This is a genomic window from Peribacillus sp. TH16, assembly GCF_016651095.1.
GTDB lineage: Bacteria > Bacillota > Bacilli > Bacillales > DSM-1321 > Peribacillus > Peribacillus butanolivorans.
Map to the genome: position 1 here is coordinate 2,370,223 of NZ_JAEKEM010000009.1, position 15,202 is coordinate 2,385,424.

The window sequence follows — 15,202 nt, forward strand, 5'->3', positions numbered from 1 at the left end:
CTCAGTTAAATTCTACCATATTATAAATATTTCTCTAGTATTATCTCATCTCGTACCGGAATTCCATCAAAGCTGTAAAATGGGATTTCAGGCTTGATTTTTCTTGATTCTTCGACTGCATTTTTCACAATTTCTGAAATGACATAGCCACGCTTTTGGAAAAACTTCAATGCCTGTAAATTATCATTGGTTGTAATCGCTTTAATAGTATGGCAATTTTTTTCCTTTGCAATATTTTCTATCACATAAAGCAACGATGAGCCCACACCTTGCTTCTCATGCTCACTATTCAAAGAAATGATCTGACATACCTGATTGGCCATCTTGTATGTCCCTAATCCAGTAATTTTTTCATTCTCATCCATCACCCCAAATCCCTCAAGTTCTGCATAATGAAACAAGCCTCTAGAAAAAACGACTTGAGTCGTTTCCCAATGCTGCATGAAAAAACTCTTAACCGTATCTGCCGCAATCATTCTTTTAGCTACGATTTGCATAACAATTTACGCCCCCAAAAATTCTATCTATATCCTTATAGTATAAAATGCTTATGCTGATAAAGGAACAGTTTATTATGTATACAGGGACTTTACGACCTATTATCAAAATCGAATCCCATTCATAACAGGATAATTAATGTTCAAATTACCAATAGAATATAATAAAAAACTGCAATCTCTCATGAATGAGCTCGCAGCTTTTTTAGTTTAAGAAAGAGAATCATCCTTTATACGTTGATTTCTTTTAGTGACTTCATCTTCAAATTGTTTTGTTTTCATTTCTTCTTTTTTTGAATATTTTATGATGGCTCGCATCGTAAAAACAGCTGCAATTAAAAAGATGAAACATGTTATACCTGCCGAGATATATTCAGTCTTGTCTTCTGGAAAGTAAAGAAACAAACCTAATAAAGTATGATTAAGAAAGTCCATCCGATACATCCTTCCTGATAGAAAATAACTTCTTTATCTCATTATAACAATTACCAGAACAATCCACTAGTGGGCCAAATCCACTAAAACTTTATAAAACGAGAGGTATCAAACCCCTCGCTTACCTTTGACGATTATTAAAGGGTAATACCCTTGATGAATACGTCTACAGCTGGTGTATCTCCAGCCACTGTCTCAACGTTAGCGATCATGTCGACAAAATCCATTAAGTAAGGTGAAATAGAAGGATATTTTGACGTGGTTTGAGGAAGGGTAGAAGGAAAAAGTTCACTAATATTTGTGTATAAATCGTGAAAACCATTACTGTTAGAGAGTTAAAAATGCCTTGACTTATAAAATGTTATTTTGATATATTTAAAAATAGACCGGTTGGTATGGAGGGTGTTTATTATGGATACGAAATCGCGGATAATCGACATCGCGACAAGTCTTTTCCAGCAAAAAGGATATTTGGGAGTAGGATTAAACGAAATTTTAAAAGCATGTAACATTTCAAAAGGTTCGCTTTATCATCACTTTCCAAACGGAAAAGAAGAATTACTCATCGCTTGTCTTCATTCATTAAATGAAGCAATTACAACGCATATGGAAGAAATTTTTCAAAATTATCCATCTACTCAAGCAGCTACACAAGCAATGATTGATGAATTGATCGTTCAATATGATCGAGATGGGATGATTACTGGTTATACATTTAGCAGCATCGTTAGCGAAATGGGATTACTAAGTGAACCAGTCAGGAATGCCTGTGATCAATCCTTCACAAATATTCAAGAGATTTATTCGAACAAGTTAGTAGCAGATGGTTTTTCGAAAGAAACAACTGATTCAATTTCTCTAATGATGACAGCTTCTATTGAAGGTGCTATTATGCTTTGTTTAACAAAAAAAACAAGTGATCCACTAAAAATGATTTCACAGGTATTACCAAATTTATTAAATTCGTATTAATAAGTGAATAAACAAAACTAAACAGGGTCTATTATGGCTCTCTTTTAGTAACTGACTTGTTGGACTTTTTAGTGAATCCGTATTAAATATTGCCTTAGCATTTGTGATGCAAATGCTTTTAAAGCACTAAATCATGTATTGATACTATCTGAAATACTTTTTTTGAAAGGAAGAAAAACATGAAACTAGAAACAAGATTACCTAGAAACGGTAAAGAAGGAGCGTTATATGGCGGTATCATTTGTACGCTGACTGTTTTGTTGATGACGACGCTAAGTATCATTCTAATTTCAGAAAAATTAGATGGGAAATTTACAGAACCAGCAGATAGCTTTAATGCAAAGATTTTATTTAGGATCTTATTCACTGTATTGGGAATGTCAGCGTGTATGACGCTTATTGGGGATATCGTAGGAAACGGTATTAGTTCAGAAATATTTAGTAGATTTTTAACGAATTGGCCAAGAAATTTCTTGATCGTACTTATAGCTGAGAGTTTAGTGATTCAACCAATTGCAAGATTTGCGATGGTAAAATTACATGCTTATCAAGATAAAAAAAATTATGCATCGATGATGACAAAATAACATTGTTTAACGAAAGAAATTAATTTAATGAGCTATCATAGGAATGGATTTGTATTCAGGTAGAAACAATTATTTCGACCGCATCAGCTATCTTTGGAGTGAAAATAGGATTTGCAGCAGCTTTTTTAGCTCCAGCCATTGAAATTATTTTTATAATTATGCGGGTGTGGCCAACGCTAAGATTGGAACGCTAGTAAAAACGAGAGGCATCAAGCCCCTCGTTTCTTTTTGACGCTTATAAAATGGTAATACCCTTAATGACTACGTCAACAGCTGGTTTGTCTCCGGCAACTGTCTCTACGTTAGCAATCGTATCAACAACATCCATGCCTTCGATAACTTGTCCAAAGACAGAGTGTTTATGGTCAAGCCATGGTGTGCCGCCTTGTTCCATATAAGCGTTAATGATTTCTTCCGGATAACCGGCTTGCTTCATTTGTTCACCCATTCTGCTGTCTACGTGCTGTGCTTGAACAACGAAGAATTGGCTACCATTTGTTCCTGGTCCTGCATTCGCCATGGAAAGAGCTCCTCGCAGATTGAATAATTGCATAGAGAACTCGTCTTCAAATGGAGCACCCCAAATACTTTCACCACCCATTCCAGTTCCTGTAGGATCTCCGCCTTGAAGCATGAAATCTTTGATGACACGATGGAATATAATCCCTTCATAGTAACCGTTTTCAGCATGTGTTAAGAAGTTTTCTACTGTTTTTGGAGCCAGTTCGGGAAACAGTTTAATTTTAATATCGCCTTGCGTTGTTTGCATAATGACCGCTTTTTCATTTTCCAATACTTCGTTTGTTAATTGTGGAAAGTTTGTCATAGTTCATAACCTCTTTCTTTTTTAAATAAAATGGCTTGCATCTCCATTTTCAACCTACATTTGTACACTTTACACGATTTTTATAAAAAAAGCATCTTTGCGAAATTAAACAAATTCGCTGTGAAAAATCGTTGTTCTTATGTATCATGAAGGAAGCTAAAAGAAAGGTGGATGAAAAATGTCCGAACAGGAATTTAACATTGGCGACAAGGTTACTGCCATATATAAAACAGGGAAATACATCGGCGAAATCAATGATATCAGGCCTACTTCATATCTTGTAAAAGTGTTGGCAGTTGTGAAGCATCCAATGCAGGGAGATCTTCATAACCCGAAGCAAACAGAAGTTTCCATGTTTCATCAACGTCGTGCACTTGCATTCCGCGAGAGAACCAATGTACCGAAGAATATGGTCAGGGTCTTTGAAGAGGAAATTCCTGAGTATAAGGAATCATTAAGAGAAGCTGTTGAGAATATGGCACGAACTTTAAGCGAAGTCCACACAGAATGGAATAATAAAAGCTTACAGTTGCTTGAAGAGTTAGCAGCGGATTATTTCAAATAAAGCATGATAAAAGCCAAATCAGTAGTAATTGATTTGGCTTTTATAACGCTAAATGATTCAATACCTTCGATAAATCAATGCGATCGCCAATTGTCGTCGGTTCATGATTTTGCATATAACTCTTATCTTTCTCGACTAACTTAAAGATGTTATAGGTCGTAATCGCATCATCAAGGGCTCTGTGGTGCTTGCCTGTCCCTTCTTTACCATAGGCCTGTACAGCCTTCCATAATCCGGTTTGATTTTGATCTCCGAAAAAGCGTTTGTATTCCAAGCAAAGATCCACTTGTTTACCAGAAAAAGGAAACTTTAATCCTGATTTCTGACAGTTCTGCCGTAGTACCTTCATGTCCATATTTCCCCAAGTCACAATTGTCGATGGAGCTTGCTCATCTATTTTCTTCAATAAAGAAACCAACTCTTCAAATGAAATCCCCCGGTCCACCTGATTTTGGGTGATATTCAAGAATTTCTTACATCTTCCCGTTAAGACTGGAAATTTCAACGGGTTAACAAAGGAAGAGAACTGTTCTTGGATTGTCTCATTTATAACTGAGACTAAACCGACCTCAATAATTTCCGGATAAAACCCTACTGGATTCGCTTTTCCTTCAGGCATCGTAAATTCAAAATCAATGAATATATATTGCTGTTGTTCCTCCATTTTTATGACCCCCTTCTTATTCCTGACATCTTCATATCAACCAAAATTTGGTTTTCAATATTCTCATGAGAATATTATAACAGAAGATTTAGAAAAATTTTTATTGGATTTTACTCCCTAGATATTCAGTGTCATTGCGACTGACGATTCCCAATTTCTTTTAAAACTCTTTATTGTCTTCCTTAATTGGATTGTGATGGATTCATAAATCGAAAGTACCATTCTTTATTCCCAATACTTTTCCAGAAATATACTAAAAATATATTAGTTAGGAAGTTGAACTATGCGCACGTATCTTGGTTATATCACGATTTTCTTCTTGTTTCCTGTTTTATCCATTCTTATTTTTCTTTCCTATAAAGAGTGGTCTAAAACCCAATCTCCCAATCATGTTCTCGACGAGAGAATTCCCATTGAAACTATCGAACTGGCTCGGACAAGTTATATGACGGCCGCAAATGGAAAAGTAATAAGTGAAATTTCCAATGGTGAAAAACGAACTTACCTGAAACTTGAAGATATACCTTTGTTCCTAGAAGACTTGTTCATTGTTACAGAAGATCAAAATTTTTATGAACATGCAGGTGTTGACATAACCGGTATCAGCAGGGCGCTTTTAGTCAATTCACAAAACAATGATTTAGAAGCTTAGTGAACTCTTTTATGCCTATCAGTTAGAACGAAAAATATTGAAATCAGAAATCATTGAGTTATATATGAACGCTATTTATTTCCATAATGAAGATTACGGAATTGAAGCTGCTTCCCAGTTTTATTTCAGTAAACCAAATGCGGAGTTATCAAAAGCAGAATTGTCATTCCTAGCAGCGATTCCTAATAATCCCGAAATCTATAACCCTCTTAAACATTTTGATAAAACGAAAAAGCGTCAGGAACGGATTCTAAAGCAAATGGTCGCAGAAGGTAAATTAAAACAGAACGAGTATGAAAAGCTTGTCAAAGAAACAATTAAATTAGACTTGTCCACCACGATCGACTTATATCCCGATTATGTGACATATGTTCATCAAGAGTTGAAAAACCTGGAAGCATCCTCTGAAGGTCTCACAAAGTCTTTGCAAAGTTCTAATGAAGCTACACGTCAGCAGGCGGAAGTCGAGCTGAATAAAAGGGTCGAAAAGCTTTTGAATTCCGGTGTAACCATCCATACCGCACTAGATACTAAGCTGCAAACCCAGTCTAAGACTGCTGTGCAATCAAAATCGGCGTCAATGATATCGAGGGAGCTACAGTGGTTATACAGCATCATACGCACGAGCTTGTCTCTTTGATTGGGGGAAAAGATTATAAAAAAAATTCTTTCAATTGAGCTTACCAAAGCTATAGGCAGCCAGGATCAGCCATTAAACCACTTCTTGATTATGCACCCTATATCGAAGAAACAAATGCGGATATTACTCAACTTGTAAGCGGGGCCAGCTATTGCAGCAATAGCTATTGTCCGAAAAATTACAGCGGTGACAACTACGGGATTATGCATGATATTATTCAATTCGACAATGGATGGCATTTATTATTCCATTAAAATCACTTATAAATAAATTTTTTAGGTCGATTTTCTCTCCTTTTCTACCTATATATAAATCTTTATTTCGGCATGCCACCCCTGCTCCTAAAGCCATGCAAACCCTGAAAAATTACGTTATACTTTTAAGCAAGACAAACATTTATTAATAAAAAACACATTCAACGAAGATATCCTAACGTCTAGGATTGCTGAAAAAATGCATAATAAGACGAGTAACTTCGTTTAAAAGGGGGGGAGTTTATGTCTTTGCTTCATTGGGCGGTACTATCACCGTTTCTATTAGCAATTATAGTACCGTTCTTATACAAACTATTTCGACAAATACATACGGGATGGTTTGTATTAATTTTACCTGTTCTACTTTTCACCTATTTTTCACGATTCATTTCATTGACCAAACAAGGAGAAGTAATTACGGAAAGAGCTACATGGATTCCTTCTCTCGGAATTCATGTTGATTTCTATCTAGATGGACTTGGACTTTTATTTGCACTGCTCATTACAGGAATTGGTTCACTCGTAATTTTGTATTCGATTTTTTATTTATCAAAAGTGAAAGAAAAGCTGAATCAGTTTTACGTCTTCCTCTTGCTTTTCATGGGTGCGATGCTTGGTGTTGTACTTTCTGATAACTTAATCGTCCTTTATTCCTTTTGGGAATTTACGAGTTTATCATCCTTTTTATTGATTGGATATTGGAACGAAAGGGAGCGCTCACGTTATGGAGCACAAAAATCCCTGCTTATCACCGTGTTCGGGGGCTTAAGCCTGCTTGGAGGAATCATCCTCCTTTCCATTATGGGGAACACATTCAGCATACGTGAATTGATTTCACAAAGCGGAGAGTTGATGGACCACCCGCTCTTCACTCCCGCACTTTTGCTCGTGTTACTTGGTGCCTTCACTAAATCCGCACAGTTTCCATTCCATATCTGGCTTCCTGATGCGATGGAAGCTCCGACACCGGTCAGCGCTTACCTTCATTCCGCCACAATGGTCAAAGCGGGAATTTATCTGGTTGCCCGTTTAAGCCCAGTTTTCGCAGAATCTGGCGTTTGGTTCTGGTGCGTTTCGATTGCCGGCTTGATTACCCTATTCTGGGGTTCGTTCTCTGCAGTCAAGCAAACCGATTTAAAGGGGATTCTGGCATTCTCCACCATCAGTCAGCTCGGCTTGATCATGTCTCTATTGGGACTTGGAGCAGCCGCACTCCACTATGACACATTGGGTGAAAATATTTATTTGGCAGCCACAGTGGCAGCTGTTTTCCACTTAATCAATCATGCGACTTTTAAAGGCAGTCTATTCATGGTTGCTGGTATTATTGATCACGAAACTGGCACCCGGGATATCCGGAAGCTCGGCGGATTGATGCAGCTGATGCCAATCACATTTACCGTGGCCGTCATCGGTGCTTTTTCAATGGCAGGCCTTCCACCCTTCAATGGTTTCTTAAGTAAAGAAATGTTCTTGGCCAGTATGGTAAATGTATTAGAACTAGATATTTTTAATATGGAGACATGGGGAGTATTGTTCCCCGTTCTAGCTTGGGTTGCCAGCGTGTTCACATTTATTTACAGCATGATTGTCGTGCTCAAGCCCTTTACTGGCAAGCTTCAGCTCCATCTATTAGAAAAGAAGCCGCACGAGGCACCAATCGGCATGTTAATTTCTCCGATTATCCTTGCTACCTTGGTCATTGTTTTTGGGATTTTTCCAAATCTGCTGTCTTCGTCAATTATTAAACCGGCGGTAGCCAGCATACAGCCACACTTGGTAGATTCGGATTTCCAAGTTCATATCGCTTTCTGGCATGGATTCTCACCAGAATTATGGATGACGATTGGCATCATTGTAATAGGGATAATTTTATACAAAACGTTTCCGAAATGGAAAAGGATTTATCAGTGGTTGCCTGAACGTTTTTCCTTGAACGCTCTGTATGATAATGGACTAAAAGTGCTCGAGCGCTCAGCTTCCTCTGTCATGAAGTTTCTAATGACAGGCTCTATTCGGACCTATTTATTATCGATTTTCCTTTTCTTTATTCTATCATTGGGCTTTGCCCTCTATTGGAAGGATGCATTTAAATTAGATACAGGGAATTTTGCCCCGATTGGTTTATATGAAATGGTTTTAGCGGCGATTATCGTGATTGGCTCAATTTCCATTCTGTTTGCAAAATCCCGTTTAACATCCATTATCATCTTAGGAGCTGTCGGTTATACGATTTCACTATTTTTCGTCTTGTTCCGGGCACCGGATTTAGCATTAACGCAACTAGTCATCGAAACGATTTCAGTCGCGCTGTTTTTGCTCTGTTTCTTCCACTTACCATTACTGGCAAGCAGAAAGGAAGAGCGGATGACCTTCAGGTTGAATAACGCTTTGATTTCTATTGGCGTAGGCGTCGTCGTCACAATGATTGCTTTATCAGCTCATAGCAATAAACTATTTGATTCTATATCAAGTTATTACCTTGAAAATGCTTACAAGGAAGCAGGCGGGAAAAACGTAGTAAATGTCATTCTAGTTGACTTCCGCGGACTTGATACGATGTTCGAAATCAGTGTTCTTTCTATTGCCGCGCTCGGGATCTTCGCGATGATTAAATTGCGGCTGACAGGGAGGAAGAATTCATGAAACAAAATGACCTGATTCTTCAAACGGTGACGAAGGTAGCCGCCTTTGTTATCTTGCTTTTTGCGGTAGCCATCTTTTTAGGCGGCCATTATTCGCCAGGGGGAGGGTTTGTCGGCGGCTTAATGACTTCAGCAGCAATTGTCCTGCTTCTGCTCGCTTATGACATTAAAACCGTCACCAAGATCTTGCCGATTGACTATAAATTAATGATTGGTTCAGGCTTGTTCATCTCAAGTCTGACTGTTGCTGGCGGGTTAGTGTTCGGGGTTCCGCTCATGACCCATGCGTACCGATATATCGACCTACCTATTCTTGGGCACATCTCGCTTCATACGGCAGTACTTTTTGATTTAGGTGTTTATCTTGTGGTTGTTGGTGTAACGATGACCATTATTCAAACGATTGGGGAGAGTGAATAATGGAACTTTTAATGGCCATTGTCATTGGAATTTTATTTATGAGTGCGACCTATTTGATGCTTTCAAAAAGCATTTTACGAATCATAATAGGAACTGGTTTGCTCAGTCACGGTGCCCATCTTTTAATTTTGACGATGGGCGGTTTAAAAGGTGGCTCGGTTCCATTGCTTAGCGATAAAGTGGCATCCTATGTTGACCCGCTTCCGCAAGCACTTATCTTAACTGCGATTGTCATCAGTTTCGGTGTCACCTCATTTTTACTGGTGCTTGCTTACCGAACCTATCAGGAGCTTGGAACTGATGATATGGAAGAAATGAGAGGTACGGAAGCAAATGAATAATCTAACTTTTATGCCTGTTTTATGGCCGCTTTTTACAGGCATTATCCTCATCTTCTTTGCAAAAAAAATCAAGCTCCAACGAGGGATTTCTCTATTTTCCTCCCTAATTGGAATCGTAATATCCCTTTATTTAGTCCTTTCCGTTTATAATCAAGGAATTTTGACACTCGGGGTCGGTAGCTGGGATGCTCCATTTGGGATTGTGATTGTCGCTGACATGCTTTCCTCGCTGCTAGTTCTAACCACGAATATCATTGGATTAGCTATATTGATTTACTCGTTTTATTCCATTGGTAAAGAACGTGAAACACACTATTATTATCCTGTATTTCAATTTTTACTGATTGGTGTTAACGGAGCATTCCTCACGGGAGATCTCTTTAATTTATTCGTCTTCTTTGAAGTCATGCTGATGGCTTCTTACGTGCTTCTCGTTCTTGGAGGAACGAAAATCCAGCTGAGAGAATCATTGAAGTATATTATCGTCAATGTACTATCATCTGCCTTTTTCGTCATCATGGTCGCATACCTGTATTCAGTTCTCGGCACCTTGAACATGGCACACCTCAGCCAGCGGATATCAGAGGTTAACCAGCCTGGGATCATCTCGGTGATCGCCATTGGTTTCTTAATCGTATTCGGTTTGAAGGGAGCTATTTTCCCGTTATTCCAATGGCTCCCTGGGTCCTATTATGCCCCACCTATCCCAGTGATGGCTCTATTTGGAGCGTTGCTGACCAAGGTCGGGATTTACGCTATTTTCAGGACCTATACACTGATGTTTTATCATGACCAAAATTTCACCCATACTTTTTTAGCGGTACTTGGTATCTTAACCATCATCATCGGTGTCATTGGTGCGATCGCCTATTGGGATGTTAAAAAAATTATCATTTACAATATCATCATTGCAGTTGGGGTTATCATTTTCGGAATCTCCTTGATGAATGAACAGGCCTTATCTGGTTCCATTCTTTACATCATTCATGACATGCTGATTAAGGCAGCACTCTTTCTGTTGGTTGGTATCATGATTAAAATCAGTGGATCAGATAATTTACGGAATATGGGTGGACTGATCAAGCAATACCCTGCCCTTGCCTGGACCTTTTTTATTGCAGCCATATCATTGGCAGGGATTCCTCCCTTCAGCGGATTCGCTGGCAAGCTGCTGATTCTTCAGGGAGCTGCAGAAAAAGAGGCCTACTTTGGAATGGCTGCAGTCTTAATATCAAGCTTAATGGTTTTATACTCGGTGATGAAGATTTTCATAAATGGCTTCTGGGGTACTCCAAAAGCAGATTATACCCTAGCTAAAAATACGGTTAATAAGATGCTTGTTCCTGCTGTTCTCCTTGTTGTCCTTTCCGTTTTATACGGAGTTGGAACAGAATCAATTTATCCTTTTATTTCACAAGCTGTTGACACATTAATGAATCCCGATATTTATATCGATGCGGTTTTAAAGGAGTAGTGCCTGATGTCCTTTCAAATTTTACTGAATGTGTTCCTGGCGGTTATCTGGATGTTTTTTAAAAATGAATTTAACGGGAGCACCTTTATAATCGGCTATGTATTAGGGCTCGGTATCATGTTTGTCTTCCGTCATTTTTTCACTGAGCGTTTTTACCTGAATCGGGTGAAAGCTGTCATTCAATTAACCCTGATTTTCGCCAGGGAGCTCATATTATCAAACGTTAGCGTCCTTAAGGTCGTGCTTAAGCCCAAACTGGATATGAGGCCTGGCATATTTGCATTCCAGACCGTGCTTACAAAAGATTGGGAAATTACGATACTATCAAATTTAATTACACTGACCCCCGGAACACTTGTCGTTGAAGTTTCAGAAGATAATCGAATTCTTTATATTCATGCGATGGATATCGCCGACAAAGAAGAAGCCGTAGACAGCATTAAAAATACATTTGAAAAAGCGATTATGGAGGTGAGCAAATAATGTTTGATCTTTTACTTAAAATCGCGTTGCTCGGTGTCTCCCTTTCCATGATTGGTTTTTTATATCGTTTAATTAAAGGACCATCCGTGCCGGACCGGGTCGTTGCACTTGATGCGATGGGTATAAACCTTATTGCAATCGTAGCGCTTGCCTCCATCGTTATGGATACAAGCGCTTATCTTGAAGCCATTCTGCTGCTCGGAATCCTATCATTTATCGGAACGGTCGCTTTCGCTAAATTCCTTGAGAAAGGGGAGATTATCGAAAATGATCGAAATCGTTGAAATCCTATCAGCTGGATTCATTTTAATTGGGGTATTTCTCTTTTTAGTCTCAGCTTTCGGTGTCATTCGACTGCCTGATGTCTATACAAGAAATCATGCTGCATCCAAAAGTTCAACACTCGGAATCATGTTCATCCTAATCGGCACATTGTTATATTTTTATTATAAGCATAGCCACTTCGATTTCCGTGTCGTGCTTGCAATTTTCTTTATCTTCATGACAAGCCCCGTAGCCGGACATTTAATCAACCGCTCCGCTTACCATTCCGGTGTTAAAATGTGGGATAAAAGTGTCCAGGATGATTTGAAGAAAAGCCGATGATTCGTTATATCCAAACCAAAAGAGCTGCCCTGTTGAAAGGGGCAGCTCTTTTGTATGTCTTAATCCTTTAAAAATACTTGATCTCCCAAACTGATTTCACCAGTTCGAATTACCGAGGCATACACGCCAAAATGATTTTTTCTTTCTTTGACTACTGTTTTTAAAAGAGATGGATCTCTTTTTGAATCGGTTGGATCGACTGTTATAATCATACAGCGCTCACAATGCCTTTTAATTTCCAATTCAACACGATCTCCGATTTGAAGTCTCTTTCCGAACCACTTCTCTTCTAGAAAGGGTTTTTTGTTCATTAGTGACAGCACCAAATTGTGCCTAAATCTCCTGCCATCTACTTCTTTTCCCCAAAGCTCTGTCAATTTGGCAATCGAGGCGTCGCTCACAAGTAAGATGCTCTCTTCTTCAATTGCTCCCAATGGAATATGTGCCGGTGAATACTCAACGAATGATGCCTCCTGTTTTAACAGCTGATCCATTTCTTCTTGAAAGGCTGTATCTCCCCAGGTTAACACGTTTCCTGAAGGAGTCTTCACTTGAATTTCCGGATAATGGTCCAGAGCTTCCTCTCCAGAAAAAACGGCTTGATAACGGACCATTTCAGGAACTTGAGTAATCGTTAAAAACTTTCCATTCTTATCTTTAAAGGCATGGCTGCGATCTCCATATAATCCATATCCCATAACCTTAGTTTTTTGTACCTGTTCCCCTGTAAACGATTTTACCGGGTGACGGGTTATCTCTTGTACATGACCAACCAGCATAAGAGAAAACTCCTTTCTAAACAATAAAGGTCTACAACATTACTATACTTAACCCAAGAAATGTAGAATCAAGAAAAGGAACTAAATTACAAAAACACTGCGTTATTTCTAAAATCAATTTCATTCATTTTACTCACTTTTTGGTAAATCAATTATAGCTAATGTACAGCGTGAGATGCAGATAAGTTGATCTTTGTTATCCCTGATTTTCACATCCCATACCATTGTTGACTTCCCTCGATGGATTATGTTCCCTTCTGCGATAACATGACCAGAACGCACGCCTCTTACATGATTGGCATTGATTTCAAGACCAACTACCGCTTGTTTCGTACTATCAACAAGCTGTATTCCACCAACGCTTGCGACTGTTTCCGCAAGGGCTACAGATGCTCCTCCATGCAATAAACCAAGCGGCTGCCTTGTTCGTTCATCAACTGGCATCGTCGCAACGACTTTCCCATCACTTATTTCTTTCATTTCAATTCCAAGCGTACCGATCAGTGACTTTTCGATATTAATCTCCATCTCTATACCCCCACATTTTGTTTTTTTACTATCTAGATAATTTTACCTTTTCATTAAGTAATACAACAGGAAATTATTATATATAAAAAGGATGACTCAGTTTAATCAAGTCATCCTTCATCCTATACTGATAGTGCGTTACTTTGAAAGAATCTCTTTCAGTTCCAACCAACTTGTCAATCTTGGAATATCCATTTCTCTGTTATAGGAGTTGTCCATAGCATATACTTTCGTTGGAATATCCAATAATGTTTCCAAAACTGCCGGTTTATCATCAAAGTAATAATCCAATTCCAATTCGCGAATCGTTTCAATTTTTTCATGATCCTTCATACCGCAGTAAAAATGTTCGTCCTTAACTGGAAAGCCGTTTTCAATCAACCATTTTTTCGTCCGTTCACCATGCTCCGATTTTCTGGCGGTAATGTAGTATATTTCATGTCCTTCGCTTTCAAGCTCCTGTAACGTCTCTACTGCGCCCTCAAAGGCTGGACAGGATGAATAATAGACTTCTTCCGCAAGGCTGTTCCACATCTTTCCTCCTGCCTCTTTATCCAACCCGAAAGCTTCATGGATCTCTAGCGTTTTTAATGCCCTGAATTCCGTTAACTCTACATTCTTATTAAGCTTTTTATTATAGAGATGGAACGCAAACTCCCTCAAATTAATAAGAGTATCGTCTATATCAAAACCAAATTTCATATCCTTCACTCCTCATTCAAACATAAACGGCAAACTGTGATGCGAATGAAATTTCCTTGTCCACCTGAACGGCCTGTAATTTTTCAATCTCGGCTTTTCTTTTCGGCTCAGCCATTTTCAGACCAAAAAAGCTGGTATCCTGCTGCATGATGCATTCTTGAATAAGATCAGCTAATATATCTGCATCCTTCATTGCACAATTAAGGCCAAACGCGCCTGTAGGTGTCATCGTATGGGCCGCATCGCCCAATAAAGCAACCCCATCTTTTGTCCACGTTTCACAATAGCTACTGTGAACATCCAATAAAATAAAATCCTGCCAGGAATGAATATTTTCTCGCACCACACTCTTTAACTCTGGGAAGGCTAATATCAATTTTTCAATAAATGGCTCAAAGGGTTGTTTTCGCAGATGAGGATACGAACCATGTTCAATATTCCACCCAATTTGTATGAAACCTCCTGCCTGAGTGAAGAGAGCAAGCTGGGAATCATTGACCAAAGCCATCTTGATGGAAGGTTTCCATCCCTGTGGAGCAGGAATCTTAGCCCACAGCAAATCATAGCCATGGTTTTTAATAACCACAGGAATTTTCGCTTTCTTTCTAACAGTTGAAAATCTGCCGTCCGCCCCAATAATCAATGAGCTTTCCACTCTAATGTTGTTTTCTTCTTTTCGAGCTTCCACACCGGTAAATTGGCCCATTTCGTTCTGAATTAAGTCAGTCACCCTTGTGTTCATCATCAATTGAAAAGAATCGAGCTTTTCAGCTTCATTCAATATAGCCGAAAGCAGGTGATTCTGAGGGACATGGATGCCAAGGTTATCTTTAGTAACTTCGGGAAAAATCCGCTTAAATACTTGGCCGTCCTGCCAATATTCAATTTGCTCCATTCTAAGCAAGCCAAGCTCTTCCACATCCTCGAATAAGCCGTGCTTTTTAAGAATGCTTTCTCCTTCATCGTTTAAAAACTCACCCCGAAACTCTCTTGCTACTTCTGAATGCCTCTCAAGTAGGATGACTGATATGCCTTGTTTGGCCAATAGGTAGCCTAATAGCGCTCCTCCTGGTCCTGATCCGACAATACATACATCTGTTTTAACCACCATGCTTTTTCACCTGTTGTCTAT

20 protein-coding genes are annotated in these 15,202 nt (G+C 38.9%); 12 read left to right on the forward strand and 8 right to left on the reverse strand.

From position 1 onward, the window contains the following. Window positions 1–20 precede the first annotated feature (20 nt). Complete coding sequence (locus JFV29_RS25505; protein WP_056525694.1) at window positions 21–497, reverse strand: GNAT family N-acetyltransferase; 477 nt, start codon at window positions 495–497, stop codon at window positions 21–23. A gap of 210 nt (window positions 498–707) precedes the next feature. After that, on the reverse strand, window positions 708–932 hold the full coding sequence (locus JFV29_RS25510) for a hypothetical protein (RefSeq protein ID WP_053348746.1): 225 nt from the start codon (window positions 930–932) through the stop codon (window positions 708–710). Between the two features lie 411 nt (window positions 933–1,343). On the opposite strand from JFV29_RS25510, the gene JFV29_RS25515 reads away from it, so the two are divergent. Continuing rightward, window positions 1,344–1,904, forward strand: coding sequence for a TetR/AcrR family transcriptional regulator (locus JFV29_RS25515; protein ID WP_201187160.1), 561 nt, complete (start codon window positions 1,344–1,346; stop codon window positions 1,902–1,904). A 179-nt stretch (window positions 1,905–2,083) separates the two neighbouring features. Continuing rightward, window positions 2,084–2,491 carry a DUF2798 domain-containing protein gene (locus JFV29_RS25520; protein WP_201187162.1) on the forward strand — a complete coding sequence of 136 codons (408 nt, stop codon included), beginning with the start codon at window positions 2,084–2,086 and terminating at the stop codon, window positions 2,489–2,491. Window positions 2,492–2,726: 235 nt separating this feature from the next. Here JFV29_RS25520 and JFV29_RS25525 read toward each other — a convergent pair whose 3' ends face one another. Next, entirely contained in the window at window positions 2,727–3,317 is a 591-nt protein-coding gene (locus tag JFV29_RS25525; protein ID WP_201187165.1) for a peptidylprolyl isomerase, read from the reverse strand. 178 nt (window positions 3,318–3,495) lie between these two features. Here JFV29_RS25525 and JFV29_RS25530 point away from each other — a divergent pair, with 178 nt between their 5' ends. Further along, on the forward strand, window positions 3,496–3,882 hold the full coding sequence (locus JFV29_RS25530) for a kinase-associated lipoprotein B (protein ID WP_053348743.1): 387 nt from the start codon (window positions 3,496–3,498) through the stop codon (window positions 3,880–3,882). Window positions 3,883–3,922: 40 nt separating this feature from the next. Here the strand turns inward: JFV29_RS25530 and kapD are convergent, their stop codons facing one another. Then, complete coding sequence (gene kapD / locus JFV29_RS25535; protein WP_098176233.1) at window positions 3,923–4,546, reverse strand: 3'-5' exonuclease KapD; 624 nt, start codon at window positions 4,544–4,546, stop codon at window positions 3,923–3,925. A 283-nt stretch (window positions 4,547–4,829) separates the two neighbouring features. Here kapD and JFV29_RS31285 point away from each other — a divergent pair, with 283 nt between their 5' ends. The 9 genes from JFV29_RS31285 to mnhG all read left to right on the forward strand — a co-directional run bounded on the left by JFV29_RS31285 (window position 4,830) and on the right by mnhG (window position 12,061). Beyond that, window positions 4,830–5,198: a transglycosylase domain-containing protein gene (locus JFV29_RS31285; RefSeq protein ID WP_201187167.1), complete on the forward strand. Its 369-nt coding sequence runs from the start codon at window positions 4,830–4,832 to the stop codon at window positions 5,196–5,198. A gap of 37 nt (window positions 5,199–5,235) precedes the next feature. Beyond that, window positions 5,236–5,838 carry a transglycosylase domain-containing protein gene (locus JFV29_RS25545; protein ID WP_201187169.1) on the forward strand — a complete coding sequence of 201 codons (603 nt, stop codon included), beginning with the start codon at window positions 5,236–5,238 and terminating at the stop codon, window positions 5,836–5,838. A gap of 497 nt (window positions 5,839–6,335) precedes the next feature. Next, window positions 6,336–8,738, forward strand: coding sequence for a Na+/H+ antiporter subunit A (locus tag JFV29_RS25550; RefSeq protein ID WP_201187171.1), 2,403 nt, complete (start codon window positions 6,336–6,338; stop codon window positions 8,736–8,738). Beyond that, window positions 8,735–9,157: a Na(+)/H(+) antiporter subunit B gene (locus JFV29_RS25555; protein ID WP_057215261.1), complete on the forward strand. Its 423-nt coding sequence runs from the start codon at window positions 8,735–8,737 to the stop codon at window positions 9,155–9,157. Before JFV29_RS25550 ends, JFV29_RS25555 begins: the two co-directional genes overlap by 4 nt. Continuing rightward, a complete protein-coding gene (locus JFV29_RS25560; RefSeq protein ID WP_056525719.1) occupies window positions 9,157–9,498 on the forward strand; it encodes a Na(+)/H(+) antiporter subunit C in 342 nt (113 codons plus the stop codon). The genes JFV29_RS25555 and JFV29_RS25560 overlap by 1 nt, the downstream gene beginning before the upstream one ends. Then, window positions 9,491–10,972, forward strand: a complete 1,482-nt coding sequence (locus JFV29_RS25565; protein WP_201187173.1) for a Na+/H+ antiporter subunit D — start codon at window positions 9,491–9,493, stop codon at window positions 10,970–10,972. The genes JFV29_RS25560 and JFV29_RS25565 overlap by 8 nt, the downstream gene beginning before the upstream one ends. A 6-nt stretch (window positions 10,973–10,978) precedes the next feature. Continuing rightward, complete coding sequence (locus tag JFV29_RS25570; RefSeq protein ID WP_201187175.1) at window positions 10,979–11,455, forward strand: Na+/H+ antiporter subunit E; 477 nt, start codon at window positions 10,979–10,981, stop codon at window positions 11,453–11,455. A 47-nt stretch (window positions 11,456–11,502) separates the two neighbouring features. Next, on the forward strand, window positions 11,503–11,739 hold the full coding sequence (locus tag JFV29_RS25575; protein ID WP_376110396.1) for a Na(+)/H(+) antiporter subunit F1: 237 nt from the start codon (window positions 11,503–11,505) through the stop codon (window positions 11,737–11,739). Continuing rightward, window positions 11,723–12,061: a monovalent cation/H(+) antiporter subunit G gene (mnhG, locus tag JFV29_RS25580; protein ID WP_057215271.1), complete on the forward strand. Its 339-nt coding sequence runs from the start codon at window positions 11,723–11,725 to the stop codon at window positions 12,059–12,061. The genes JFV29_RS25575 and mnhG overlap by 17 nt, the downstream gene beginning before the upstream one ends. A 59-nt stretch (window positions 12,062–12,120) precedes the next feature. On the opposite strand, the gene JFV29_RS25585 is transcribed toward mnhG, so the two are convergent. The 4 genes from JFV29_RS25585 to JFV29_RS25600 form a co-directional block, all read right to left on the reverse strand. After that, window positions 12,121–12,840 carry an MOSC domain-containing protein gene (locus JFV29_RS25585; protein ID WP_201187177.1) on the reverse strand — a complete coding sequence of 240 codons (720 nt, stop codon included), beginning with the start codon at window positions 12,838–12,840 and terminating at the stop codon, window positions 12,121–12,123. 129 nt (window positions 12,841–12,969) lie between these two features. Next, a complete protein-coding gene (locus tag JFV29_RS25590; RefSeq protein ID WP_201187179.1) occupies window positions 12,970–13,368 on the reverse strand; it encodes a hotdog fold thioesterase in 399 nt (132 codons plus the stop codon). 138 nt (window positions 13,369–13,506) lie between these two features. Further along, window positions 13,507–14,070 carry a 5' nucleotidase, NT5C type gene (locus tag JFV29_RS25595; protein ID WP_201187181.1) on the reverse strand — a complete coding sequence of 188 codons (564 nt, stop codon included), beginning with the start codon at window positions 14,068–14,070 and terminating at the stop codon, window positions 13,507–13,509. Window positions 14,071–14,086: 16 nt separating this feature from the next. Next, entirely contained in the window at window positions 14,087–15,181 is a 1,095-nt protein-coding gene (locus JFV29_RS25600) for an FAD-dependent monooxygenase (RefSeq protein ID WP_201187184.1), read from the reverse strand. Window positions 15,182–15,202: the final 21 nt, after the last annotated feature.